The sequence below is a fragment of the Streptomyces humicola genome (assembly GCF_024436035.1).
Taxonomy (GTDB): domain Bacteria; phylum Actinomycetota; class Actinomycetes; order Streptomycetales; family Streptomycetaceae; genus Streptantibioticus_B; species Streptantibioticus_B humicola.
The window spans coordinates 24,577-50,158 of sequence record NZ_JANFNG010000042.1; the positions used below are offsets into that span (position 1 = coordinate 24,577).

The following is a 25,582-nucleotide window of genomic DNA, read 5'->3' on the forward strand; positions in this document are numbered from 1 at the left end:
TCCTCGACGCCAGAGTGCCTCCAGCGTGCACTGGCACCGCCGCAGCAGGTGTGGGCCGTGCGGCACCGAGGGCAGGGACGTTCATCCCTGGAAGTTTCATACGCCATGTTGTGTTCTTGTCTTATGCGACGGTCGGCGGGTTGAACGCCGGCCGACGGCCGTGACGGAAAGGCGGCGGCTGCACATGACGGCACAGTCGGCGGGTCACGACGATCGCTCAGGCTCGGGCACGTCCGCTTCCGGTGTGCGCAGGGGCTTGGTACTCGGCGGCGGTGGATCCCTGGGCGCTGCGTGGACGATCGGTGCGCTGTGTGTGCTGGAGGACGCCTGGGGATGGGATCCGCGCAGCGCAGACATCATCTTGGGTACGTCCGCCGGTGCCATCGTGGGGTCGCTGGTGGCGCTGGGGGCGCGCCCGCGTGACATCCTCAGCCATCAGCGCGGCGACACGGCGCAGTCCGGGATCCGTGTGGACTACGACACGTGGGTCGGTGGCGCGCTGCCGCGGATCCCCAGGCCGGGGATCGGCTCGCTGAAAATGCTGTGCGATGCGGTCAGGCACCCGCACCGGATGCCTTTCACGATGCTGCTCGCAGCCTGTGCACCGCCCGGGCAGGGAAACCTGAACGGTGTTCGCGACCTGTTCCGGCAGCTTGAGATGGGCGATCGTTGGACTCACAACCCGGCGTTGCGCGTGGTCGCGGTGGATCTCGACCGCGGCGTGCGCGTGCTGTTCGGAGCCCCGGATGCTCCCTGTACCGACCTTGCATCCGCGGTGACAGCCTCGTGCGCCCTGCCTGCCTGGTTCGCACCGGTGGAGATCGGCGGGCGCCGCTTTGTGGACGGCTGTGCGTGGTCGGACACGAACCTTGACCTGGTGGCCGGGGAAGGGTTGGACGAAGTGTTCGTGCTGGCGCCGACATGCGTGCGGCACATGGACCACCCGCGAAGCGTCCCCGCGCAGGTGGAGCGTCAGCTGCGGCGCATCGCGACCTGGCGCCTGCTGCATGAGGCGCAACTTGTGCGGCAGGCGGGTGCCCGGGTACGGATGATCGTGCCGGGGCCGGAGGATCTGGCCGCCATGGGCGCCAATCTGATGGACCCGCAGCGCCGGCTGTCGGTCCTGGAGACATCGCTGCGGACCACCGCTGCAGCTCTCCGCAAACCCCGGCTGGAGAGGGCAGCCTCGGAGTCTGGGCCGGGCGTGCGAGGCACGCGCGACCCGGGTACCGTCGCATGAGAAGGCCGTCCTTGCACGCAGCCGACGTGCCCGGATGAGATCCCGGCGGCGGCGCGCGATGCGCCGTCGCCCTCGCTTGTGCGCGCTGAAGAGGCCGGCGAGGCCTCGGTGGGTGATGATGAAGCCCATGGCTGGTGAGTGCAGGCGTGGCGCGCGGCGTCTCCCCGTGGCGTCGGTGCTGTTCTCGTCGTTGCGGGGCTTTCGGTCGCGGTGGGCTGGCGCCGATGTTTTCGCTGCGGTGATGCTGCTCGCGATCGCTGTGCCGGAGCAGTTGGCCACGTCGCATCTCGCTGGGATGCCGCCGATCACCGGCTACTACGCTTTCGTTGCGGGCTCTGTGTTCTTCGCACTTCTCGGGTCCAGTCCGCAGATGTCGGTGGGTGCTGATTCCACTATCGCGCCGCTGTTCGCCGTAGCGGTCGCGCATCTGGCCCCGACCGGGTCGGCCCGCTATGTCGACCTGGTCGGGATCCTAGTGGTGGCGGTCGGGACCATGGTGGCTATAGTCGGCTTGCTGCGTCTGGGGTGGATCGCCGAATTCCCCTCTGCGCCGATCATCTCCGGGTTCCTTGCCGGTGTAGCCGTGATCATCGTGGTCCATCAGCTGCCCGATCTGCTGGGGCCTCCTGCGCCGGGAGGCACCACCGTGCACCGTATCTGGGTCATCGCGAGCCGCCTGCCGGACGTGAACGGGTGGTCCTTGGGCATCGGGCTGGTCGTGCTGGGGGCAGTGGTGGGCGCTGAGCTGATGGACCGGCGTCTTCCCGGCGCGTTGGTGGGGCTGATCGGTTCCACGGTCGTCGTGGCAGCGATGGGTCTTCGGGCCCATGGAGTGGAGGTGCTCGGCGCCTTCGCCCCACCGTGCCCCTCGCTTCGGCTTGGCGGGGCTGTCGTGGTCCGCGATCCGAAGCGTCGTGCCGGTTGCCGGGGTCGTCTCCCTTGTGGTGATCAGCCAGTCCGCCGCGACTACGCGCGCGTTCGCAGACGCAGGCGGTTACGCGGTGAATGTCAGCCGTGACTTCCTCGGCGTGGGAGCCGGCGTGGCCGCGGGGCTGACAGGTTCCTTCCCCGTCAATGCCAGCCCTCCCCGGACGGCGGTGGTCGCCGCGGCGGGCGGCCGTTCGCAGGGCACTGGGCTGGGCGCAGCGGCGGCGGTGGTGGTCCTGATCCCCAACGCCGGGCTGCTGAGGGACGTGCCGCTGGCCACGTTGGCAGCGGTGTTGCTCGCCGTGGCCGCACGGATGTTCCCTACCCGGGAGCTGCTGGCCATCGGGCGCTTCGACCTGTTCGAGTCTGGGCTGGCTGTGATCACCTTGCTCACGGTGGCTCTGGTGGGCGTCGAGCAGGGCATCGGCGTGGCGGTCGGCTTGGCCATCCTGGACCGTACCCGGCTGAGCGCCCGCCCCCAGTTGCACGTCCTCGGCCGAATCCCGGGCACCACCAGCTGGGCACCGCTGTCCAGTGCCGAGCACGCCGCCCAGGTGCCCGAGGTCCTCGTGGTGCTCTATGCCACGCCTTGTGGTACGCAAACGCGGTCCACTTCCGTACCCAGCTGGACGCCGCGCTGGCCCGCACCATCGGGACTCCGCACGTGGTTGTGCTCGACGCCATCGGCATGAGCGATATCGACTTCACCGGAGCGCGCTCGCTGCGCCAGGTGCTGGACGAACTCGACCGACGCCACATCATGGTGGCCATCGCCCGCGTGGGAGAACGCGTACGAAGAAGCCTCGCCCGGGCCGGCCTGCTCGCGCGCATCGGGGAGACCCGTTTTTTCGCATCGGTAAACGAAGCGGTCACCGCGATGCGACCAGAGGAGACTTGAGCGTGATTCCTCGTCACGGCAGCTCATGCGCCTGGTCCAGACCAGCCGACGTTCACAAATCGGCTTTCAGACCGGGTATTTGGTGCGGATTCTGCTGCGGCGGGCCGGTATGGCTCGGGTTGCGCAACTGCCGCAGGAACGGGTCGGCCGTCTCTCGGCTGGTCACCCGGATCCGTGCGTCCACCGTGAACACCCCGTCCGGGCGTGCAATGACCGGGTTGAGGTCGAGCTCCGCGACCTGCGGTAGATCATCGGCGAGTCGCGAGATCCTCAGCAACGTCTCCCGTAGCGCCGCGACATCGGCCGCGGGGGTCCCCCGTTGGCCCTGCAACAGCGCTCCAGCGCGCGTTGAATTGATCAGGTCGTTCGCGTCGGCGCTGGTCAGTGGGGCGAGCCGGGCAGCATGGTCGGCAAGCGCCTCCGTCGCTACACCGCCGAGGCCAAAGATCACCAGCGGTCCGAATAGCGCGTCCTGGATCACGCCAATGATCACTTCGGTGCCGCCTGTCACCATGGGCTGGACAAGCACGCCTGTGAGCAGGCCTCCAAAGACGTCGTCGAATCGACGGTAGGCCGCGCGCACCTCCTGGCTGTCTCGCAGGTCGAGCGCGACGGCGCCGGCAGCCCTCTTGTGCAGCACCCCTGGCACATCCGCCTTGAGCACGACGTGTCCGCCCAACTTGTCAGCCATGGCGACAGCCTCGTCCTCGCTGGTCGCTGCCGGGCTCGGCACCAACGGCACCTGATAGCAGCCCAACAGCTCGCCGGTCTTCCGCGGCGGCAGCCATCCGCCGCCGGGCACGCGTCCGAGGAATCCGGCCACCAACTCCCGCGCGTCGGCCTGGCGCAGATCGGGCAGCGCTTCCCCGTCTTCGGACGGCTGTGCGAGCCAGGCCCCGTAGCGGACCGCGTGCCCGAGGGCGCGCGCCGCACTCTCCGGGTAGGCGTAGGCGGGCACTCGGCTCGCTACCGCCGGCGGAGCAACTGCAGGCCTATCCGACCGTGTATCCCGCGCGCGGTGGGTGGATCGGGCAGCAACACGGGTGGTGCGCGCAATGAGCCGCACTCCCTCCGACTGGTCGAGCACGACCGTGGCGAGCGGGATGCGGATGTCGGCCGCGCACACCGCGGGGAGCAGGTCATTCGTCGCGGTCGGAAGGACGAGGGCGAGCATCGCGTCCACCCCGTCGTCTGCCGCGATCAACTCCAGGCAGCGCCGGAAGCGCGCAGGTGTGATCGCCGCAGTGGTATCCACCGGGCCGGTGAGCGCACCCCCGGGCGGGATGATTTTCCCCAGCCGCCGCTGAACAGAATCCGATGGCGTGTGCACGATCAGGCCGCAGTGCACGCAGGCATCCGCGGCCAGCACCCCGGCGCCGCCGACGTTGGAGACCACGGCCACGCGTGGTCCAGCCGGCACCGGCTGAGTGGCGAGCAGCGCGGCGGCATCCAGCAGTTCCCCGAAGGTCTCGGTGGCGATGAGGCCGGCCTGCTCGAACAGGGCCTCCCGGCTGGTGAGCGGGGTCGCGATTGCTGCGGTGTGCGAGGCTGCCGCCAGTTGGGCTTCCTTGGTGCGCGCCGCATACACGGTGAGCACGGGCATGGTCCGGCCTACGCGACGCGCGGTGCGCGCGAACTTCCGCGGACTGCCGAACGATTCCAGATACAGCACGGCGAGCCGTGTCAGTCCGTCCTGCTCCCACCAGGTGAGCAGGTCGTTGCTGGACACGTCGTACTTGTTGCCGACGGAGGCGAATGACGAGACGCCGATACCGATCCTGGAGAGGTGGTTGAGCATGGCGAAGCCCAGTCCGCCAGACTGCATGACCAGCCCGGCCACGCCCGGGGCGGGGTGGGCGGCCGCGAAGGTGGCGTCCAGGCTGATTCCCGGTACGGCGATGCCGAAGCAGTTCGGGCCGACCAGACGCATGCTGTGCCGTCGGCAGGCAGTCAGCAGCTCCTCGCCCTGCCTGGCGTCCAGCGCGGAAGTGATCACCACGAGGCCGCGGACGCCACGCCTGCCGCACTCCTCCGCGACGCCGGGCACCGAGGCCGGCGGCACCGCGACAACCGCCAGATCAACAGGTTCGGGAAGATCGGCGACCGACGGCAGGCAGCGGATCGCACCCAGTCTCTTCGCGTGCGGATTCACCGCGTACACGCGGCCCGAGTAGCCGCCGCTGATGATGTTGTGCAGGATCGAGCGGCCGACCGTGCCAGGCCGACGGCTGGCGCCGACCACAACCACCGACACCGGCCGCAGCAGCGGCCGCAGGCTCTCGATGTCTGCGAGGCTCTCCCGGCGCGACACCGCATCCAGGTATGCATCCGCCTCGGTCAAGGCGGCGACCTTGGGGATGGGCATCGTCACCTCGACCACATTGCCCTCGAGCCGGCGCTCAACGGACAGGCCGGCGTCTGCGAACACCCGCAACATGGCGGAGTTTTCGGCCAGCGTCTGCGCGCAGAACGCTTCCACATGCCGAGCCCGCCCGATGGAAACCAGGTGTTCCAGCAGCAGGGTGGCGATGCCGTGCCCGTGCAGGTCATCGGCGACCGCGAAGGCGACCTCCGCAACGCCTGCAGTGGCAGTCCGTTCGTAGCTGGCGATGCCGACCACCCGGTCGCCCAGCCAGGCCAGCAGCGCGACATGATCGGGGTCGGGCGGGCGGCATACGCGTTGTGCCTCCTGCTCGGCGGCCCGCCTGCTGATGCTGAAGAAACGCAGGTAGAGGTTGTCCGGCGACATTGCCCGATTGAAGCGCCGAACCATCTTCAGGTCGTCCGGCTCGACGGGCCGGATCTCGATGGTCGTACCGTCTGCGAGCAGAGCATACGAGCGCCTGGATGTGGTCACGGCGCTCATGTGGTCGTCTCCGGCGCGGTCATTGCCATCGGGTGCGAAAGGTGATCAATCATGAACCATGGTCCACTCGAAAATGCTGGCCCAGGATGGGACCGGGCGCACTATCCAGGGTGGCTCGCCAGGGGCCTCACCGCATAGGCGCTTCTCGTCCGGGCTGCAGCCGGTCGGATGGGCGCGTTCGACATCCACCACCGGAACCGAACCCCGGCGTTTGCGGGCGGGGGTCCGGGCGATGTCCAGGAAGGGCATGTCGCCGCGGATAGAGACCGTCGGTGCGTCCTTCACACCGCGCACCTGCAGGTCGGCCGTCCCGTGCCCTTAGGCTGGTGCCGCGCCTCGTGTGGCGCGGGCGCCTAGCAGCGTGGGGTCAGCTGCTCGACCGTCCGAACCGCGGAGACCGTGGCGACCGCTCCGATGGGGCGCACCAGCGTCTCGTAGCGGTGCTCCTCGTCGGGTCGCCATTCGCGTCCCGGTACCGTGCGCCGCGCCTCCGCCACCACAGCATGGAATCTGCGCTCGGTCACGGTCGCCTCCCGCCCGCTGCCGCCTTTCGATATCGCCAGCTCAACCCCGCCCCGGCTCGCCGCGGCAAGGTCCGGAACGGACCAGAGCGGGGACGAACGTCCCCAACGCACGAGACACCGGTGCGGGCGCTCAGAGGGAGGGAGGCCCGCTCACGGCCCGCAGAAAGCTCTCCCGGTGCCGCGCCGCGATTGCCGTCGCAGCAGGCGCCGCCATTTCGGCGTCGCCGTCTTCGGCGACGAACACGTGCAACCTGGAGTTGGCGCCGACTTCGGCGATGCCGCAGCCCGTCCGGCCGTAGTCGACGACGCCCAGATGTACGAATTCCTTGGAGTCTTACCTGTCGGCGATCGTAAGAGAGGCCGATGTCGGCAAGGCGTGGTTCGCCGACCCGGAGGCGCACCGAACATCACACTCAACGGCTTCGCCGAGGCCGGCATGCGCGCCGTGCGTCACTCTGGAGACCGGGGGTGGTGGGTTCCCCGTGCACGACCTGGAGGTGCATCCCGATGGTCCGTCCCGTTTCCGTGGGTCTGAACGGTTCTCCCGAGAGCGTCGCCGCTGCGCACTGGGCGGCCCGCGAGGCACGGCTGCGTGGCGTGCCGCTGCGGCTGGTCTATGCCTGGGAGTGGCTGCCGAAGCATCTGCCGCCGACGCCTGCAGAGCCCGGCTTCGACCAGCACTGGCCAGAGCGCATGATGGGCGAGGTGGCCAAGGACATCGAGTCCCGCCACCCGCAGCTGAAGACCACCGTCGAGCAGATCGAGAACCTCCCGATCCCGACGCTGCTCGAAACGGCCGAGGAATCCGAAGTGCTCGCGCTCGGGTCGCGCGGCCTGGGCACCATCGCAGGCTTTCTCGCGGGCTCCGTCTCACTGGCGGTCGTGGCGCGGGCGGTGCGTCCCGTCGTCCTGGTGCGCGCCACCACCGGGCATGAGACGGCGGAAGCGGTGGGTGAAGTGGTCGTCGGCGTCGACCTCGGTCAGCCCTGCGAACCCCTGCTGGAGTTCGCCTTCGACTTTGCCGCGGCACACCAGGTGCCGGTGCGCGCCCTGCACGCCTGGCACTCGCCGCCCAGCTACGGCTACCTGCCCAAGGAAGTGGACGTCGGCGCCCTGGGCGGGCAGGAGCGGGCGGGGCTCGCCGCGGCACTGCGGCCGTGGCGCGAGAAGCATCCGTCGATCGCGGTGTACGAGCAGCTCGTCCCCGAACGGCCGGCGCATCACCTGATACAGGCAGCCTCCGGGGCCGCACTGCTGATCGTCGGACGCCGCACCGAGCCGGCGCGGTTGGGTACGCACCTGGGTGCCGTCGCCCATGCGGTGGTACACCACGCGCCGTGCCCGGTCGCCATCGTTCCCCATCCCTGACCGGGCCCGCCTGCCTCGTGCCGCGCACCGAGCAGGGACCTTGGGTCCACGGTCAGGTCCCGGCCGTCCCTATGCCCGCTGCCCCGCCCGGGCCACCGTGGGAGCAGTGGCCGGCAGCGGCGGAGGTGAACGGTATGCGAGCGCTGGTCTATCAGGGACCGGGAAAGTCGGCTTGGGATTCTGTGCCCGATCCGGAGATCGAGGATCCGGGCGACGCGATCGTGCGCGTGGACACGACGACGATCTGTGACACGGACCTGCACATTCTGGGAGGGGATGTGCCCGAGGTCAGGCCGGGAACCGTGCTCGGTCACGAAGCCGTGGGCGAGGTGGTCGAGGCCGGGAGCGATGTGCGCACCGTCCGTCCCGGGGACCGCGTGCTGGTCTCGTGCATCTCGGCCTGCGGCCGCTGCCGCTTCTGCCGTACAGCCACCTACGGCCAGTGCCTCGGCGGCGGAGGGTGGATCCTCGGACATCTGATCAACGGAACGCAGGCCGAGTACGTTCGCGTGCCGTTCGCGGACACCTCCACGTATCCGCTCACCGCAGGGACGCAGGATGACGCCGCGGTGCTGCTGGCCGACCTCCTGCCCACCGCCTACGAGGTGGGGGTGCTGGGCGGCGGCGTACGGCCCGGGGACACCGTCGTCGTGGTCGGTGCCGGGCCCATCGGCCTCGCCACGATCCTGACGGCGCAGCTGTACTCGCCGGGCAGGATCGTCGCGGTGGATCTGGCCCCCGCCCGGCTGGAGGCGGCCAAGCAGCTCGGGGCCGACGTCCTGGCCCACGCCGCCCAGGAACCGGAGCGGCTGATCGACGACCTGACCGACGGCCTCGGCGCGGATGTGGCCATCGAGGCCGTCGGACGGCCGGAGAGCTTCGGACTGTGCACGCGCGTGGTCCGTCCCGGGGGGCATGTCGCCAACATCGGCGTGCACGGCAAGCCGGCGACGCTGCACCTGGAAGACCTCTGGATCAAGGACGTGACCATCACCACCGGACTCGTCGACACCTACTCCACGCCCGACCTGCTGCACATGGTGGCCGCAGGACGGCTACAGGTCTCCCCATTGGTCACCCACGCCTTCGCGTTCGACCGGATCCAGGATGCCTACGACGTCTTCTCCCACCCGGCCGACACAGCAGCGCTGAAAGTCGCACTCCACCGGGAGCCAAGCCATGAATTGCTGCTCCCGCAGCCGTGAGAGGTAAGGATCATGAATCACCGAACAGTCGCAGACCTCATGACGCACATGGTGGTACGAGTGCACCGCGACACCCCGTTCCAGCAGATCGCCGCGCTGCTCGACGAGCACGCCATTACGGCCGTTCCCGTGGTGGACCCGGGCGACCAGCCGGTGGGCATCGTCTCCGAGGCCGACCTGCTCCGCAGCCAAGCTGATCGGCCGGATCCCTCGGGTCGCAGCGACGCTCCGGCGCGGCCGGCCCACAGGCGCACCAACCCGGACCACAGGCGCACCAAGCGCGAGGCGACGACCGCGCAGGAACTGATGTCGAGCCCCGTGGTGTGCGCGCGGCCGGAGTGGAACGTGACCGAGGCCGCTCGGGTGATGCTGGACCGCAGCGTCAAACGGCTGCCGGTCGTCGACGAGGCGGGCCGACTGGTGGGCATCGTCAGCCGCGGCGACCTGATGCGTGTCTTCCTACGCCGGGACAGCGCCATCCGCGACGAGATCATCAAGGACGTCCTGATCCGGACGATGCGGGAGTCGCCGTCCGCGGTCCGCGTCGATGTCGACAACGGCATGGTCGTGCTCACCGGAAGTGTCGCGCGCGCAAGTCTGGTCCCGATGCTGGTCGGGCTGTGCCAGAGCGTGGACGGCGTCGTACACGTCGAGCACCACCTGCACTCCGAACACGACGACCTCGCCGATACCAGCACGTACGCCTCCGTCGGCACCGAAACCACCGGGACGTGACAGGCAATGAACGGCAAGGCGACGCGGCGGGTGAATCCAGGTGACATCGGCCGACGAATCGCCGAGCGGCGCCGGCAACTCGGCCTGACCCGCCAGGAGACGGCCGAACGCGCCGGCATGTCCGACAGCTACCTGCGCTACGTCGAGGAGCAACCGGCCGACTTCGACATGCACGGACTGCTGCAACTCGCCGGCGCATTGGACACCACGGCCTCCGAACTCCTCGGCGGCGGCGTCGATCTGCCACCCGGCACCGGCAGGGCGGCCTACCACCCGCGGCTTGAAGCGATGGACCGCGACGAATGTCTCACCCGAATCTCTACCCATGGGCTCGGCAGGGTGGCGGTGACCACCGCCGACGGCCCCGCGATCCTCCCGGTCAACTATGCGGTCGTCGACGGCGCCATCGTCTTCAGAACCGCTCCCGGCAGCCTGCCCGCAGCGGCAGCCGGGCGCGAAGTGGCCTTCGAGGTCGATCACTTCGATGAAGCACTCAGCCAGGGTTGGAGTGTGCTCCTCGTAGGTGAGGCGGAGCGCATCAGCGATCCCGCGGTGTCACGACAGCTGGACGAACGCGCCTACTCCAAGCCATGGGCCGGCGGAGAGCGCGAGGTATGGGTGCGCATCGAACCGCTGAAGGTCACCGGACGGCGGATCCTCACCGGCACCGCTCACGACAGCTGACGGAAGGAGGGCTTGGCGATGCTGATGCATCGGACGGTTGAGGAGGTTATGACGAGCACGCCGATAAGTGTCGGCCTTGACGCACCGTTCAAGACCGCCCTCGCGGCAGGACGGTCGACGGTCTGCCTCGTGCCTTGTTCACCGCGTGCGTCACACAGCCTCCTCGTCTACGCTGCGTCCGGCGGGACCACTGGTCTTCGGAACGTGTCAGAAGCGGGTGCCGCTGCAGTATGGGGCGTACAGGTCCAGCAGCCGGGTACGCGCGGCCATCAGGCGGCGTCCGATGACCGCTGCAACACCGAGTGCGACCGCTTGCCCGAGTTCGGGGTCTTCCGTGCACAGCGCGCGGACCGCGTTGGCGTCGAACTCGTCGGCCGCCACCTCGGTCAGCGCCCGCGCGCCCAGGTGCCACACATGCGGCGGGAACAGCCAGGACCAGCCGAGCAGATAGCCGCTGCCGAGCACCTCGACATCGGCGGCTCGGCGTCCGGGGACGTGCATGTCGAGTGCGACCCGGCCGGAGCGCAGAACCCAGAAGCGGTCCGCCCTATCGTGCTCTTCAAAGATCCGCAGGCGCTGGCGAAGCTCACCTCATGACCGAGCCTGATGAGGGCTTGCCGTTTGTCGTCCGGGAGGGTGTGAAAGAAGCCGCTGCCCAGGGCGGTGCCGGGGCCGGTCATGACGGTCGTCCTTCCTGGCCGAGGGTCTCCGGGCGCCACTGCTGCCGACGGGTGGCGGTCAGGCGGCATTCGACGTCCACGACGCCCTCCACCGCGCGGGTGAGGCGCGCGGCGATGGGGATCAGCGCGGGGTCGGGGATGTGGCCGCGCAGCGTGACCGCGCCTTCGTCCACCGTCACCTCCGGCGGCGGCGAGAGGTTGGGGAAGAGCAGCCCGATCACGTCGCGGCGGACCTCGTCTTCGATGTCCAGGTCGGTGCGGAGGAAGACCTTCAGTAGGTCGCTGCGGCTGACAACCCCGGCCAGGTGCCCCTCGGCGTCGATCACCGGCAGCCGCTTGATGCGGCCGTGCGCCATGACCCGCGCGGCCTGGGCGAGCGTGGCGTCGGCATGCACGGTCAGCGCAGGGGTGGACATCAGCTCTTCGGCGGTGGTCGCCCCCGCCTTGGCGAGGTCGGCGAGGCGGGCGGTCTGCTCTATGCGGGAGGGGTCGCTGTCGCGGAACTCCTGCTTCGGCAGCAGGTCGGCCTCGGAGACCACACCGATCACGCGGCCCTCGCCCTCCAGCACGGGCAGCGCACTGACCTTCCACTGCTCCATCGTCCGCACGATCTCCTTGAACGAGGCGTTGGGGCCGACGGCGACGACGGTCTGCGTCATCACGTCGCTGACGATATGCGGGCTGTGCGGCATGGTGGGCCTCATCTCAGCGAATCAGGGGAGAGATCCTTCACGGCCAGCGTCAGGCGACGGGCCCCCTCTGCCTATGGGTCTTTCGGCCCGCGCTGAGGCCGAACCGCCCAGGACCCCGTCGGGCCCGACTGGCCAGCGGCGGCCACTGCCGGAAACCTGGAAGCGAGGGGATCGCGAAAGGGGCGACGTGCGATGGCCGACCAGGAGGCGACGGTCCCGCGGATCGTGGTGGGCGTCGATGGCTCCGAGCCGTCGAAGGCTGCTCTGCGGTGGGCGCTACGGCATGCTGAGCTGACCAGTGGAGTGGTCGAGGCCGTGATCGCGTGGGAGTTCCCGTACTTGCGGTACGGATACGGCTGGACTCCTCCCACGGCAGGAGCAGACGAGCTGTTCGACTACGAAGGCACCGCCGAGGTGATCCTTACGCGAGCGATCGACGAGGTCGTCGGCACCGGAGGCCGGAACAGTATCCGCACGCGGGTCGCGCGGGGCAATGCGGCAGCCGTGCTGTTGGAGGCCGCGCGCGGGGCGGAGTTGCTGGTGGTGGGGAACCGCGGGCACGGTGGGTTCGCCGAGGCACTGCTGGGTTCGGTCGGTCAGCACTGTGTTCAGCACGCCCCCTGCCCGGTGGTTGTCATCCGCGGCCAAGGCGCTCATGGACGCGCTGCGTAAGGAGTCCGCACCGGCTATCTGGAACCGCGACCTTGCGCAACAGGCGCCCGTCCGGCATGCAAGGTCACGGCTAGCCACGTGGCCCAGCCGAGCGGCTGCAGCAGCCAGTAGCTGAAGATCCGGTACAGCAGGGTCGCGGCAATGGCCTGATCCGCGCGCAGGCCGTAGAAGACCAGCAGCGCGGCGAGCCCGGTTTCCACGATCCCGATGCTTCCCGGGGTGAGCCGCAGGCTGCCGGGTATCTGTGTCAGCCCGTACGCCAGCAGGAGGCCGCGCCACGGCACGCCAATGCCCAGAGCCCACAGGCTCGCGGCGAGACATGCGGCGTCCAGCACCCAGTTGAGCAGGGCCAGCCCGAACGGGTGCAGCCAGCGGTGCAGTCCCGGCTGCAATGCTCGCGCCTCCTGCATCAGCCTCGTCAGCGCCTCTTCAGCCTGATCAAGCCTGCGAGATCGTTGCCCGGCCCACGTCCATACCTGCCACATGCCGTCCCGGAAGCCCTCGAACCGGGACAGGACCAGGACGGCAAGCCCGGCAGCCAAGGCTAGGACGAGCAACCCGATCAGCGGCCGCAGCACGGCTCCGGGCCCGCCGAGCCCGGCCGCCAGCGCCCCGAGCACCAGCAGCAGACCGAGGCTGACGGCGGACAGCACCCCGGCGACCACCAGCACCGCGGCGGCAAGCGTCTGCCTTACCTCGCGGCGGCGCAGCTGTCGATAGAGCCAGGCCGCGGAAAATGCCGCCCCGCCCGACAACGCCCCCGCCACTGCGTTGGCGGCAACCGCCAGGCAGGTCATGAACCGCAAGCCGAAGGCTGCTCCGCCCGCTCGCAGTAGCCGGCGCTGCACCGCAGCGAAGCACACCAGGGACCCCGCCTCACAGAGCGCGGGCACCACCAGCCTGTCCGGCCGCACCCTGGCGAGTAGCCCCAACGCCGCGGCGAGCTCATGCCGATGGGACACGGCGAGGAGCACGGCACCCGCCACCAGCACGACGGCGGCCAGCCACCATCCCCAGCCGGGCCGCCGACCGAAGGTTCTCTCCTCCACTCCCGCCTTCACCGCCTCAGCGGCCGCTTCGACCCGCCCTCCGTCCTCCAGGGGCCGAGGCTCGGTCCGCGCGCGACGATGGTTCGCAATGAGGCGGAGGTACGGTGTCGTGCGGATCACCTCCGGTCCCCCCATGGCCGACCTCCTCCAAGCGGGCAGGCGACCGACACCCTCGCCACCGAGCATCCGGCGGTGCCGATGACCCTGGCATGGGCCGAAAGTCCCTGGCGGGGGCCCATCGGCTCTGGCGGAGGCCCGCCGCCTGGGGTGTCCTGATACCGGATCGGAGCGGTGAAGGGAGGCCGACGATGAAGGCCGCTGTCGGAGACTTGGTCATCGTCGAAAGCCCGACGACCGGAACGCTGCGCCGTGAGGGTGAGGTCGTGGGGCTCCACCATGCGGACGGCACACCGCCGTATTGGACGGCTCCGAAGCCTCCATGCCCGCAGTGCAGTTCGCTTTCGAAGAAGCCGCCTTCCGAGGCGCCCATCTGCTCGCGCTAGCGGCATGGCAACCGCCCTCTTTTGGCGGCGGTCGCGCGGAACAGGCCGAGCAGGAGTGGCGACGGCTGCTGGCGGAGGCAACGGCGGGGTGGCAGGAGAAGTACCCGGACGTGCACGTCCGCCACGAACTGCTCCGCGGACACGCCGTCCAGATACTCTCCGAGACGGCCTCCTATGGGCTCGCCCTTGTGGTGGGCAGCCGGGGGCGCGGCGGGTTCCCGGGCCCGCCCCTCGGATCAGTCAGCCCATGGCGTCATCCACCACGCTACGTGCCCCGTCATCGTCGTCCCCCACGGGCCCGTGCACGTCCGACGGTGACACTGGCGTCCCTCATCACACGTAGGTCGTTCGGGGAAGCTGCCATGTCTGCCCTACCTCGACGACGATGCCGCGGTGTCCTCCCTCGTCCCAGGGCAGCCGCCGGTCAGGGCGGAGCTCCCCAGATGCGTATGGAGCCACCTCGGCGCACGGTGAAAGCCGAGGACGGTCACGACTGCCCACCTGCTGGTGCGGAGCGTCGCGCCCGCCAACGGCTCAGTCGTACCAGGCGAAGATCGGGATGGAGGCGACGATGCAACCGGCGGTACCCGCGCTGCGTGAGGCCCGCCAAGCCGAGGCCGTGGCCGTGGCCGTGGTGGCCAACCGGTTCATGGCGCATGCGGCAACGACCCCACTTGGCGACCGCAGCGCATTGGAACGCCGTGTCGGCGACGTGCGGGATCACGTCCGCTGCATCGACCAGCAGCTGAGCAGGTTGCAACGTCATGGGCGGGCACGCTTGGCATTCCTCTGCGTCTGGAATCTGAGCACCGCGGCGGCCCGGAGGCCGTTCGATGTGGCCATCGGCGTCCCCGCCACCTTGCCGCGCCGCCACCGAGTACCAGCTACCGAAGGACGCCGAGGAGGAGTACGCGGTGGCGGCCTACGCAGTGGCGATGGGCCGAGTCGGCGAAGCAATCGCCCACCAGGCCAGGGACGAGGCCAACGCGGGCCTGCTGCGCTCCATTCGCCAGGATGACGAGGACCTGCTCGCCGAGCTCGACGGCAGCTTGCAGCAGCGTGCGCGGTTGGTGACCACCACTACACTGCGATCGGCGTCGATTCTGGACGTCGACGTGCCTGTGCTTAGAGCGCACGAACTCGTCTTCAGCGGCACCAACTGCACCGGAGGTGAGGCGCGGGGCGTGGTCTTCGCTACCGGCATGACGACCGAACTCGGCCGGATCGCAGCATTGTCGGAACGTGTCACACAGGAGCCGAGCCCTCTGGAACGGCAGGTCAGGCGGGTAGCGTGGCTGATCGCCTGGGTCTCGGTGGCGCTGGCTGCGGCGTTCATCCCGGTGGCCACCTTCGGCGCCCGCCTGTCCCTGCTCAACGCACTGGTCTTCGCAGCCGGCCTGCTCGCAGGAATGGTTCCCGAGGGTCTGCTGGCGGTCATCACCTTGGCCCTCGCGGTGGCGGTCAAGGCGCTTGCGACGCGTGGCGCGCTGGTCAAACGGCTGAGCGCGGTGGAGACCCTCGGCTCGACGGATGTCATCTGCACCGACAAGACGGGCACGCTCACGGAGAACCGCATGCGCCCGACGGCCGTGTGGACTGCGCGAGGGCGCCGGGATCTGGACGGAGTCGCACCCGGCTCATCCCTCGCACCCAGCGACTGCACGCTGCATTTCCCACCCATTGGGGGCCCGTCAGGTCTTCGGCGGAACCGGCGGTACAGGGAGCACGAGTGCCGCGAAGGCATGCTTGGGGACGGCCGGGAACCTCGGGTCGACGGCCTCCACGCGCTGGTACGGCTTGCCCTGGGCGGGCCGGGGGTCTCGGCCGCCTTTGTTGGGCCACAGAGCCATCGCGCGTTCGGCGAGGGCGGTGATGGTCAGAGCCGGGTTGACCCCGAGGTTGGCGGAGACGGCCGCACCGTCGACGACGTGGATGCCGGGATAACCGTGGAGCCGGTGGTAGGGGTCGATGACGCCGTCGGCCGGGTCCTCGGCGATGGCGCAGCCCCCGAGGAAGTGAGCGGTCATCGGGACGTCGATGATCTCGCCGATGCTGCTGGCCGCGAAGCCGTTGATCTCCTCGGCGAGGATCCGTGCCGCCTCCATCCCTTCCGGGATGTAGGACGGATTGGGCGCACCAAGCCCCTGGCGCGCTGTCAACAAACCCTTTCCGGGTTGCTTCGGGCGCAGGTAGGTGGTGAGCGAGTTGTCATGGGTCTGCATGACCAGGCCGATGATGGTCCGCTCCGACCACTTCCGGTTGGACAGGGCGCGCAGCGAAAGGATGGGGTGCTTGGCGTTGTGGACGGCGAAGGAGAGCCAGCGCGGGGCCCGCCCGCCGTACGGCACCTGCAGCACCGCCAACAGGCCCATCGCGTTCGAGCCCTTGCCATAGCGCACCGGCTCGATGTGGGTGGTCGCGTTGGGATGGATGGAGGAGGTGATCGCCACGCCGCGGGTGAAGTCGGGCCTGTTGCCGGTCAGCTTCATGTAGCTGTACTCGTCGGTCTCGGCGCCGACCAGCGCCTCGGAGTTGGTGCGGGTCAGCTCGCCCAGCCGAGGTGAGATGCCGGGGAGCAGGCTTGCTGCGTACATGGTGTGCAGCAGTGTCTGCGTGCCGTAAGTGCCGGCGGCGAGGACGACCTGCCCGGCGCGGTATACGCGCGGCCGGGCCTTCCTGCGGCGCTCGGTCGGTACGGCTATCACGCGGTAGCCGCCTTCAGGATCTTCGGTGAGGCCGACGACGGTGGTCATGGGATGGATGACGGCGCCGGCTTTCTCGGCGAGGTACAGGTAGTTGTCGCAGAGGGTGTTCTTGGCGCCGTGCCGGCAGCCGGTCATGCACTCGCCGCACTGCAGGCAGGCGTGGCGAGGTGGCCCCGCGCCGCCGAAGTACGGGTCCGGTACCTTCTGGCCCGGCCTCGCCTGCACGGTCCCGTTGCCGTCCCTGCCGTCTCCGAAGAAGACACCGACCCGCGCCAGGTGGAAGGTGTCGCCGACGCCCATCTTCTGTGCTGTGGCCTTCAGATGGATGTCGGAAGGGGTCATCGTCGGGTTGAGCCGCACGCCCAGCATCCGTTCGGCCTGGTCGTAGTACGGCTCCAGCTCGGCCTGCCAGTCGGTGATGTGGCCCCACTGGCGGTCGCGGAAGAACGCCTCCGGCGGGACGTAGAGGGTGTTGGCGTAGTTGAGCGAGCCACCGCCCACCCCGGCGCCGGCGAGCACCAGCACGTTGCCCAGCAGATGGATGCGCTGGATCCCGTAGAGGCCGAGGGCCGGCGCCCACAGGAAGTTGCGCAGGTCCCAGGAGGTCTTCGGCAGCGTGCCGCGGCTGAAGCGACGGCCTGCCTCGAGGACGCCTACGCGATATCCCTTCTCGCTCAACCGGAGCGCGGCGACCGCCCCGCCGAAACCGGAGCCGACGACGACCACATCGTAGTCGTAGGTGGTGCGGCGTTCCGTGGATTGCTCGTCATGCTCGGACACTTGGCGGACCCTCCATTTCAGTGAGATCACAGTTCTCCGGCCGGAAGCTTGCGGACGAGGACCTTCCCGGACGCGACGCGCGGCAGCGTCTTCACGAAGACCACGGAGCGCGGGACTTGGTAGCGGGCCAGGCGTGTCCGCACGTAGTTCCTGACGTCGTCCGCTGTCAGCTCCTGCCCCGCACGGCGGACGACGAAGGCCCGCAAGGCCTGGCCGAAATCCTCGTCGGGAATGCCGATGACGGCGGCGTCGGCGACAGCCGGATGGCCGGCGAGCAGGTCGGCCACCTCGCCCGGGAAGACATTCTCGCCTGCCGAGACGATCATCTCGTCGTCGCGCCCGTCGACGAAGAGCCGTCCGGCCGCGTCGAAGTGGCCCACATCGCCCGTGGGCATCAAGCCACGCACCCTCTGCCCGGTACCGCCGCCGGTGTAGCCGGTGAACTGGCCGGAGGCGCCGATGTGGATGGCGCCTGTGGCGCCACGGGGCAGTTCGCGGGCGTGCGCATCCAGGAGCTTGACGGTGGTACCGAAGGGTGGGCGTCCGACGCACGAGGGTGCTGCGCGTAGATCCGCGGGAGTGGCAATGGCCGCACAGGCGGCTTCTGTCGTGCCGTAGAGGTTGTAGAGGACGTCGCCGAAGACAGACGTAGCCCGCCGTGCCAGCGTGCTGCCCAGCGGAGCGCCCCCGCTGAGGATGATCCGGAGCCCGGACAGGTCGTATCGGGCGATGGTGTCCTCACCGAGATCGAGGATGCGCTTGAGCATCACGGGGACGAGGACCAGGCCGGCGCAGTGCTGCGATGCCATGCTCGCCAGCACCTGGCGCGCATCGAAGTGCCGACGCGTCACCACGGTGCTGCCCAGCGCCAGGTTCAGGCCGGTGGCGAGCAGGCCGAGGCCGTGGAAGACCGGCGGCGCGACGTAGGCTGCCTCACCGGAACGGAAGGGGACCTTCGACAGCACGGCGCCGCTCAGGGCGAACCCCTCCAGCCGTTCTCGCCGTGCGCCTTTGGGGCTCCCGGTGGTTCCGCTGGTGAGCACGATCAGCGGGCTGTGCCGTATGGGGGGCGCGGGCGGGGCGGTATCGCCTTCGGCGATGAGAGACTCCAGGGTCCGGTCCGGTGGTGCGTACGAGGTGCGACCGGTCCAGGCGACGAAGCGGCTCGTCACGGTGTCCACGGTGGTGGCGAGGTGTGTGAACTCGGCGTCGTACACCAGGGTGCCGACGCCCTCCCGGGCGCACACCTCCCGTACCTGGGCCGCGGCGAAGTCGACGTTGAGCAGGAGTATCCCGGCCCCGGTCTTCGCCGCCGCGAACACTGCGTCGAGCAGCCCCCGGTGGTTGCGGCACAAGATCCCCACTGTCGAGCCATGGGTGATGTTGATCGCCTGCCACGCGTTGGCCAGTGCATTGGAACGGAGGTCCAGCTCGGTGAAGCTGAGTGTGCCCGCCTCGTCGGTCAACCCTGGCCGGTCGCCGTACCGCAATGCCGCCACGGTGACGGCTCCGCCGAGTGATCCGTAGGCCAGCAGCGCAGACACTATCGCCGGTAGCCGATCCAGCCGGTCAAGGCCGGACCTGTCGGCTCTCACCCAGGTGATCAGTGCCTGCAGCTCGGCCCACCTCCTCGCCGGACTGCAGCTCGCGGGCAGCCGCATGCGATCACCGCCTCTCGCAGTCGCACCCTCGAGGAGACCGCACCGGAGTGTTATGGGACCGCCGGTTTCGGCCGGCCCGCCTGATCTACTGAGGTCGTTTCGGCTCCCTCATCACCTGCCGTTGCAGGGGTCCGGTGTACGAGGGCCTCAAGCAGCGCGATCCGGCGTACGACCCCGACGAGTCGGCCCTTGTGGTCGGTCACCGGCAGCGGCTTGAGGCGGGAACGGGCGGCCAGCCAGGCGGCGTCGGCGACCGGCGTCGCGAGGTAGACGCTGATCGTGGGTGCCGTCATCAAGGTGGCCGCCGTCTCGCCCTGCGCCTCGTCGTGCAGACGACGTTCGCGCAACCTGCTGACCGGGCCCGGACGGTGGTCGGTGGCCTCCACGGCGGCCTTCGCCAGCAGGTCGGACTCGGACACGACGCCGATGACGCGGTCGTCGGCGTCGACGACCGGGACGGAGCTGAGGTGGAGACGCGACAGCAGCCGGGCTATGTCGAGGAAGGGCATCCCGCCGGGAACCGAGACCGCTGGAGCGTCCATCACCTCTCGTACCCGTGGCTCGTCCTCCGCAGCCGGGGACGGGACCCGCCGAGGCGACGGCTGGGCCTCGCCGAGCGTCTGTGGCCGCTCCGTGGCGCGGGCCGCCGACGCTGTGGCGACGGCGCCGAGATACCGCAGCAGCATGTCTTGGCGCTGGTGCTCGTCCGGCCGCCACGTGCGGCCCGGCAGGGTACGGCGCACTTCCGATCCGGCAGCGTGGTTCTCGCGCTCGCTCACGGTGACCTCCCATGGCCGGTAGGAACCAGTAACCCGGTGACCGGTCCGTAAGGCCAGCCAAGTAGGACCAGTCTTCCGCCAGCGCACCGGGGGGCGACAAGGTGCTCAACGGCCCTGGCATGGGACGGATGGCCCAATGTCACGGGACAGCGCAGATAGCCCAACAGCGTGCGACAGCCTCTGGTGCGTGTGGACACTGGAAGAGGGGCCGAGCAGGAGGAGGGCTCTCGTGGCGGCGTTCCGCGATTTCCTGATGCGGTTCCGTCCGGCTGGCACCCCCGGGGCGGCCACCGGTGTCCCTGCGGACCGCTCGGCCGAGATCGCTGCCGAACTCCAACCCTCCTTGTCTCTGCTGGACGACGCCGAATCGCAGGCCCGGTCGATACGGGACGCGGCAGGTCACGATGCCGAACGAATCCGGCGCATAGCTGACCAGCAGGCTGCGCAGATCGTGGCGGAGGCGAGGGAGCGCGGTCCTTCGCCTCGGAGACGATCTCCGCCGCCTGCCGCAGCGCGCCGCGCCGCGTACGTTCGTCCTCTTCGCAGGCCCGTGCCCGTATCGCCCTGGTTGCGGACTCGGCTGCGTCCGGGAGCGAGAGAGGCAGCTTCAGCTCGGCCGCTAGTTCGACGGAGCGGTCCGCTCGTGAATGGGCCGTTCAGCACTTGTCGCCGACCGCACAGATGTAAGACTGGTCGTGGATCAGGAGATCAAGCGGGATCAGCACAGGTCAGCGGGAGATCGATGACGTGGCCGATGTGGTCGATCACTTCGCTGTGGTCTGAACAGCTGGTCAGGAGGCTGGAGGTGTGACGGTACTGCCTGTCACCGTCGGTCTCGACGGTTCTGCGGAAAGCCTGGCCGCGGCGGGCTGGGCCGCGCGCGATGCACGGCTGCGCGAGGCGCCGTTGCGTCTGGTGAGCGCTTGGCCTGGGCAGCCGGACGTCGCGCCCGGTCTGGAGGCCGAGTGGCATCGGTGGGCGGAACACATGCTGCGCGCGACCGCCTCGGATCTGGCGTCGAGCTACCCGGAGCTGCGGATCACGGTCGAGGAAGTGCGCGGTGACCCGGTGACCGTCCTGCTCGACGAGGGCGAACGCGGCCAGATGGTCGTGCTCGGCTCTCGAGGAGTCGGTCAGATCTCCGGCTTCTTCCTCGGGTCGGTCGGTCTGGAGCTGGCCGCCACCGCGACCCAGCCGGTCGTCCTGGTACGAGCCGAGACCGATGTGAGCAGGCAGGGCGAGGTGGTCGTGGGGCTGGCGCTGCGGCGCCCCAACGACGGGCTGCTGGAGTTCGCCTTCGAGGCTGCCGAGCGGCGCGGCGCCGTTCTGCGTGCTGTGCATGCCAGCAGGGTTCCTCCGATCCACGGCGTTGCCCCGTGGGTCGTGGATACGGCGCTGGACGAGGCCAGGGAAGACAAGGGACGCAGGCTCGGCGAGACGCTGGCCGTGTGGCGGAAGAGATTCTCCGGCGTCCGGGTGTGCGAGGAACTCGCCTCCGACGCGCCCTCACGCCGGCTGGTGAACGCGGCAGCCGAGGCCTCGCTTGTCGTGGTGGGACGCGGGCCGCGTCGTCCCGGTCACGGGGCACGCCTCGGGCCCGTGAGCCAGGCGGTGGTTCACCATGCCCCGTGCCCGGTGGCGATCGTTCCCGGGTAGCGGACGCCGAAGTCGTACCCGGGTGGTCTCATATGGCCGGAGGTGGCGGATCCATGGTGGATCAGACATTCTCGTCAGGGGACGCCGGATCTGCCTGCCCCGACCACGGCTTCCGGCCGGCGACGCAGAGCATGCCGGGCTGGACGTGGACCTACGAGGGGTATGACCCAGGCCAGGAAAGGCTGCGTGAAGCCTTGTGCACGCTCGGCAACGGCTACTTCGCCACACGCGGCGCCGCCCCGGAATCGGCCGCAGGGCCGGCGCACTACCCCGGCACCTACGCCGCCGGCTGCTACAACCGGCTGGTCTCCACCGCCGCCGGACGGCGCGTGGAGAACGAGGACCTGGTCAACTTGCCGAACTGGCTGCCCTTGCGATTCCGCGTCTGGCCACATGACGCCATCGGTACGAACGGCATGAATCGCACAGAGCCTGGCTGGCTGACCTGCGACGCCAACGAATTGCAAGCGTACCGGCAGATCCTGGACCTGCACCGGGGCGTCCTCACTCGGCAGCTCCGGTTCGCGGTCGGGCCGGGCGGCCACCTCGACGTCGAACAGACCCGCCTCGTCCACATGGCAGATGCTCATCTAGCCGGCCTGTGTACCTACTTCACCGCTCGGAACTGGACCGGACGGCTGGAGGTGGAGTCAGCGATCGACGGCGAGGTGACCAACGCGGGGGTGGACCGCTACCGCCAGCTCAACGGACGTCATCTCACCGGCTGGCGCACGGGAGTTGCCGACGCCGACACGATGTGGATGCACTGCCGTACGACCGCGTCGGACATCAGCATCGCCTTCGCCATGCGCACCCACGCCCGTGCCACGGCAGACAACTCCCGGACCGACCTAACCCCCACAAGGGCAGCCCGTCTGCTGAACGTCCATCTCGCCTCCGGTGCTGTTGCCTGCGTCGAGAAGACGGTCGCTCTGCACACCTCGCGCGATGCCGCGATCAGCGACCCGCTGAACGCGGCGATCGACAGGATCGTCGATGCCCCCGGCTTCGAGCAGCTGCTCGCCTCACACACCAGCGCGTGGCAACACCTCTGGAAGCGAGCCGAGTTGAAGGTACCCGGCGAGGCGGGACGGATCCTGCGCCTGCACCTGTTCCACGTACTGCAGACCCTGTCACCCCACACCGCCGAACTCGACGTGGGCGTGCCAGCGCGCGGGCTGCACGGCGAGGCGTACCGCGGCCATGTCTTCTGGGACGAGCTGTTCGTCCTGCCCTACCTGAACCTGCACCTGCCCGAAGTCTCGCGCGCCCTGCTCACCTACCGCCACCGCCGGCTGCCGCAGGCCATCAGGGCCGCCCACGCCCACGGCCGGAATGGCGCCATGTACCCCTGGCAGAGCGGTTCCGACGGGCGTGAGGAGTCGCAGACGCTTCACCTGAACCCACGCTCCGGTCGCTGGCTGCCTGACAACACTCATCTTCAGCACCATGTCGGCTCGGCTATCGCGTACAACGTTTGGCAGTACGGACAGGCGAGCGACGACAGCGAGTTCATGCACACCAAGGGCGCCGAGACGCTGTTCCAGATCGCCCGCTTCTGGGCCAGCACCGCCACGTGGGACGCCTCCACCGGCCGCTACCACATCCGCCGCGTCGTCGGCCCTGATGAGTACCACGACGCCTACCCCGATGCCACCGAACCGGGCATCGACGACAATGCCTACACCAACGTCACCGCCGCCTGGGTGATGCGCCGTGCCCTGGACCTGGCCCGGGCCCTGCCTGTCCCGCGCCGCCGGGAGCTCTTCGAGCGCATCGCCTTGAGCGGCGAGGAACTGGACGGTTGGGATGAGATATCCGGACGGCTGTATGTGCCCTTCCACCAGGGCGTCATCAGCCAGTTCGAGGGATACGCGGACCTCGCGGAACTCGACTGGGCGGCCTACCGGGACCGCTATGGCAGCATTCAGCGCCTCGACCGAATCCTGGAAAGCGAAGGCGACACCCCCAACCGGTACAAGGCATCCAAACAGGCCGATGTCCTCATGCTCGGCTACCTGTTCTCACCGAGTGAACTCTGCGGTCTTTTCCGGATGCTCGGCTACGAGTTGGACGACGAGATGTGGCGCCGGACGGTGGCGTACTACCTGTGCCGTACCTGTCACGGTTCCACTTTGAGCCAACTCGTCCACAGCTGGGTGCTGGCGCGGGCCCGGCCCACCGAGGCGTGGCAGTGCTGGCAGGACGTGCTCACCGGGGACGTGGCGGATCTGCAGGGCGGCACCACGACCGAAGGCATCCACCTCGGTGCCATGGCCGGGACCCTCGATCTGGTGCAGCGCGGCGTAACGGGGCTGGAAACACGCGAGGGCGCGCTGTGGCTCGATCCAGCTCCGCTTCCCGAGCTGTCGGAGTTCGGATTCTCCATACGGTTCCGGGGGCACTGGGGAGTGGCTTTGCGCATGCGACACGGCCGGCTGTATATCAGCGTGCCTACCTCGGACGCCACACCGATCCACGTGATCCTCCCGGACCGGGCGATCACCGTCGTGCCGGGAGACACCGAGGGGCTCGACCTGTCCGCCTCCTCATGACGGTGTCGAGACGTCGACGTGAGCCGGCCGGAGCATCGAGGTGACTTCGTGCGCAGCCTGGCTTTCGGGTCACAGCGAGCGAATGGAACGACCGCTCACCTCGCTGGGCACGATGCGGATCCACATGCCTCGTCGTCCTGTAGGGTTCCATAAGTCCCGCACGGGCGCTGAGATGCGTGTTCGCCGGGCCTTGGCTGATTCTCTGTCAGGCACCGCGGTACTCGTGGATAAGTCCGTTGAGGATGTCGTGGCGCTGGATGCGCTGTGCCGGGAAGGGGACGATGTCCGTGGCGTCGGCCGGGGCCCGAAGGTCTAGGGCGCGGTGCGGCCTTCCGGTGTTGTAGTGCTGGGCGTACTCGGCGAGGACGCGCCGCGCGTGCCACTTGTTGTAGATCAGCAGACGGTCCGTGGACTCTGATCTTGCCGTGCGTATGAACCTTTCCGCATGGGCGTTCATCTTCGGCACCTGCGGCGCGCTCTTCAGGATCGAGATGTCCTCAGCGGTGAAGACGGCGTCGAAAGCCTGAGTGTAGCGGCTGCCGCGATCGCGCAGTAGGTAGCGGAAGCCGGAGGCCCGGTCGCCGAGGTCGGCGAGAAGGTATCTCGCGAGTTGTGTGCCCCAGGCCGCGGTGGGGTGGGCGGTCACGCCGAGGATGTGCACGGTGCGGGTTTCGACCTCCATGACGAAGAACGCGTACAACCGCTTCAAGATCACGGAGTCCACGTGGAAGAAATCCGCGGCCAGCAGGCCGGAGGCCTGCGTGCGCAGGAACTGGCGCCAGGTCGGTCCCGTGCCGGCGCGGCGGGGTGCCGGACCGAGGCCGGCGCTGCGCAGGATGCGGCGGACGGTGGAGGCTCCGACGCGGTGGCCGAGGCGCCGCAGCTCGCCTTGGATGCGGGTTGATCCCCACGTGGCGTTGTCGCGGGCCAGGCGCAGGATGAGGGCGGTGAGCTCCTCGGAGATCGGTGGTCGGCCAGTGCGCGCGGGTTTCTGCTTCCACTTCCAGTGCAGGAGGCGTCGGTGCCAGGTGAGGAGGGTGCCGGGGGCGACCAGGCGGTGGCGGCGCAGCCTTCCGGGCAGGTGCCGGGTGAGGGCCGCGAGGACCTCGGGCCAGGCAAGGCGTGGGCGCACGCCGAGCTGGCGACGCAGCACCGAAACCTCGTGGCGCAGCGCAAGCAGCTCGATGTCCTTCCCCTTCTCCGACCGCGGCAGGAGCAGGAGGAGGCCGAGGAGCCGGAGGAAGACCAGGTAGAGCACGCGCAACGCCATGCAGTCCGAGACTGACATGTTCGTGAGGCGTTGCAAAACCCCTGATCAGCGCCCGTGCGGGACTTTTGGAACCATACAGGACCTTGTTGGCTGATGTGATTGTTCGTCTGTCGTGATCTTCGGGTTGGGTGGA

Annotated in this window: 21 protein-coding genes and 2 pseudogenes; 14 read left to right on the plus strand and 9 right to left on the minus strand. The window is 69.2% G+C overall.

All coding sequences use genetic code 11. The features are described 5' to 3' along the window. Positions 1 to 184 precede the first annotated feature (184 nt). The 4 genes from NGB36_RS30750 (at position 185) to NGB36_RS30765 (ending at position 3,065) form a co-directional block, all read left to right on the plus strand. Positions 185 to 1,240: a patatin-like phospholipase family protein gene (locus NGB36_RS30750; protein WP_255923883.1), complete on the plus strand. Its 1,056-nt coding sequence runs from the start codon at positions 185 to 187 to the stop codon at positions 1,238 to 1,240. 127 nt (positions 1,241 to 1,367) lie between these two features. Continuing rightward, positions 1,368 to 2,258 carry a SulP family inorganic anion transporter gene (locus NGB36_RS30755; protein WP_255923884.1) on the plus strand — a complete coding sequence of 297 codons (891 nt, stop codon included), beginning with the start codon at positions 1,368 to 1,370 and terminating at the stop codon, positions 2,256 to 2,258. Further along, a complete protein-coding gene (locus NGB36_RS30760; RefSeq protein WP_255923885.1) occupies positions 2,155 to 2,859 on the plus strand; it encodes a SulP family inorganic anion transporter in 705 nt (234 codons plus the stop codon). Before NGB36_RS30755 ends, NGB36_RS30760 begins: the two co-directional genes overlap by 104 nt. Further along, positions 2,757 to 3,065: a sodium-independent anion transporter gene (locus NGB36_RS30765; RefSeq protein ID WP_255923886.1), complete on the plus strand. Its 309-nt coding sequence runs from the start codon at positions 2,757 to 2,759 to the stop codon at positions 3,063 to 3,065. The genes NGB36_RS30760 and NGB36_RS30765 overlap by 103 nt, the downstream gene beginning before the upstream one ends. Before the next feature lie 52 nt (positions 3,066 to 3,117). Here the strand turns inward: NGB36_RS30765 and NGB36_RS30770 are convergent, their stop codons facing one another. Together NGB36_RS30770 and NGB36_RS30775 are read right to left on the minus strand one after the other, a co-directional pair. Next, positions 3,118 to 5,931: a bifunctional acetate--CoA ligase family protein/GNAT family N-acetyltransferase gene (locus tag NGB36_RS30770; RefSeq protein ID WP_255923887.1), complete on the minus strand. Its 2,814-nt coding sequence runs from the start codon at positions 5,929 to 5,931 to the stop codon at positions 3,118 to 3,120. Positions 5,932 to 6,284: 353 nt separating this feature from the next. Then, entirely contained in the window at positions 6,285 to 6,455 is a 171-nt protein-coding gene (locus tag NGB36_RS30775) for a hypothetical protein (RefSeq protein WP_255923888.1), read from the minus strand. A 507-nt stretch (positions 6,456 to 6,962) separates the two neighbouring features. Between NGB36_RS30775 and NGB36_RS30780 the strand changes: the two genes are divergently transcribed. The 4 genes from NGB36_RS30780 (at position 6,963) to NGB36_RS30795 (ending at position 10,447) form a co-directional block, all read left to right on the plus strand. Further along, entirely contained in the window at positions 6,963 to 7,823 is an 861-nt protein-coding gene (locus NGB36_RS30780; RefSeq protein ID WP_255923889.1) for a universal stress protein, read from the plus strand. A 134-nt stretch (positions 7,824 to 7,957) separates the two neighbouring features. After that, the gene (locus NGB36_RS30785; RefSeq protein ID WP_255923890.1) at positions 7,958 to 9,028 is read left to right on the plus strand and encodes a zinc-dependent alcohol dehydrogenase family protein; all 1,071 of its coding nucleotides are present in this window, start codon (positions 7,958 to 7,960) and stop codon (positions 9,026 to 9,028) included. A 12-nt stretch (positions 9,029 to 9,040) separates the two neighbouring features. Further along, positions 9,041 to 9,763, plus strand: a complete 723-nt coding sequence (locus NGB36_RS30790; RefSeq protein ID WP_255923891.1) for a CBS domain-containing protein — start codon at positions 9,041 to 9,043, stop codon at positions 9,761 to 9,763. 30 nt (positions 9,764 to 9,793) lie between these two features. After that, positions 9,794 to 10,447: a helix-turn-helix domain-containing protein gene (locus NGB36_RS30795; protein WP_255923892.1), complete on the plus strand. Its 654-nt coding sequence runs from the start codon at positions 9,794 to 9,796 to the stop codon at positions 10,445 to 10,447. A gap of 207 nt (positions 10,448 to 10,654) precedes the next feature. On the opposite strand, the gene NGB36_RS30800 is transcribed toward NGB36_RS30795, so the two are convergent. Next, positions 10,655 to 11,020, minus strand: coding sequence for a cyclic nucleotide-binding domain-containing protein (locus tag NGB36_RS30800; protein ID WP_308288956.1), 366 nt, complete (start codon positions 11,018 to 11,020; stop codon positions 10,655 to 10,657). A 103-nt stretch (positions 11,021 to 11,123) separates the two neighbouring features. Continuing rightward, entirely contained in the window at positions 11,124 to 11,819 is a 696-nt protein-coding gene (locus NGB36_RS30805) for a CBS domain-containing protein (RefSeq protein WP_255923893.1), read from the minus strand. A gap of 192 nt (positions 11,820 to 12,011) precedes the next feature. Here NGB36_RS30805 and NGB36_RS30810 point away from each other — a divergent pair, with 192 nt between their 5' ends. Then, complete coding sequence (locus tag NGB36_RS30810) at positions 12,012 to 12,491, plus strand: universal stress protein (protein WP_255923894.1); 480 nt, start codon at positions 12,012 to 12,014, stop codon at positions 12,489 to 12,491. 14 nt (positions 12,492 to 12,505) lie between these two features. On the opposite strand, the gene NGB36_RS30815 is transcribed toward NGB36_RS30810, so the two are convergent. Then, positions 12,506 to 13,540: a lysylphosphatidylglycerol synthase transmembrane domain-containing protein gene (locus NGB36_RS30815; protein WP_255923895.1), complete on the minus strand. Its 1,035-nt coding sequence runs from the start codon at positions 13,538 to 13,540 to the stop codon at positions 12,506 to 12,508. 308 nt (positions 13,541 to 13,848) lie between these two features. Here NGB36_RS30815 and NGB36_RS34105 point away from each other — a divergent pair. The 3 genes and pseudogenes from NGB36_RS34105 to NGB36_RS34145 form a co-directional block, all read left to right on the plus strand. Further along, positions 13,849 to 13,959: pseudogene (locus NGB36_RS34105) on the plus strand (DUF1918 domain-containing protein); the annotation flags it as partial. Positions 13,960 to 13,979: 20 nt separating this feature from the next. Then, complete coding sequence (locus tag NGB36_RS30825) at positions 13,980 to 14,792, plus strand: universal stress protein (protein ID WP_255923896.1); 813 nt, start codon at positions 13,980 to 13,982, stop codon at positions 14,790 to 14,792. A 453-nt stretch (positions 14,793 to 15,245) separates the two neighbouring features. Next, positions 15,246 to 15,635: pseudogene (locus NGB36_RS34145) on the plus strand (HAD-IC family P-type ATPase); the annotation flags it as partial. A 99-nt stretch (positions 15,636 to 15,734) separates the two neighbouring features. On the opposite strand, the gene NGB36_RS30835 reads toward NGB36_RS34145, so the two are convergent. The 3 genes from NGB36_RS30835 to NGB36_RS30845 form a co-directional block, all read right to left on the minus strand. Then, positions 15,735 to 17,528 carry a GMC family oxidoreductase gene (locus tag NGB36_RS30835; RefSeq protein ID WP_255923897.1) on the minus strand — a complete coding sequence of 598 codons (1,794 nt, stop codon included), beginning with the start codon at positions 17,526 to 17,528 and terminating at the stop codon, positions 15,735 to 15,737. Between the two features lie 26 nt (positions 17,529 to 17,554). Continuing rightward, the gene (locus NGB36_RS30840; RefSeq protein WP_255923898.1) at positions 17,555 to 19,072 is read right to left on the minus strand and encodes an AMP-binding protein; all 1,518 of its coding nucleotides are present in this window, start codon (positions 19,070 to 19,072) and stop codon (positions 17,555 to 17,557) included. Between the two features lie 167 nt (positions 19,073 to 19,239). After that, entirely contained in the window at positions 19,240 to 19,968 is a 729-nt protein-coding gene (locus NGB36_RS30845) for a CBS domain-containing protein (protein WP_255923899.1), read from the minus strand. An 807-nt stretch (positions 19,969 to 20,775) separates the two neighbouring features. Here NGB36_RS30845 and NGB36_RS30850 point away from each other — a divergent pair. Together NGB36_RS30850 and NGB36_RS30855 are read left to right on the plus strand one after the other, a co-directional pair. Then, positions 20,776 to 21,624 (plus strand): universal stress protein, encoded by an 849-nt coding sequence (locus NGB36_RS30850; protein WP_255923900.1) that lies wholly within the window; start codon positions 20,776 to 20,778, stop codon positions 21,622 to 21,624. 131 nt (positions 21,625 to 21,755) lie between these two features. Then, positions 21,756 to 24,179, plus strand: a complete 2,424-nt coding sequence (locus NGB36_RS30855; protein WP_255923903.1) for a glycoside hydrolase family 65 protein — start codon at positions 21,756 to 21,758, stop codon at positions 24,177 to 24,179. A 205-nt stretch (positions 24,180 to 24,384) separates the two neighbouring features. On the opposite strand, the gene NGB36_RS30860 is transcribed toward NGB36_RS30855, so the two are convergent. Beyond that, a complete protein-coding gene (locus NGB36_RS30860) occupies positions 24,385 to 25,449 on the minus strand; it encodes an integrase core domain-containing protein (protein ID WP_255923901.1) in 1,065 nt (354 codons plus the stop codon). Between the last annotated feature and the right edge of the window lie 133 nt (positions 25,450 to 25,582).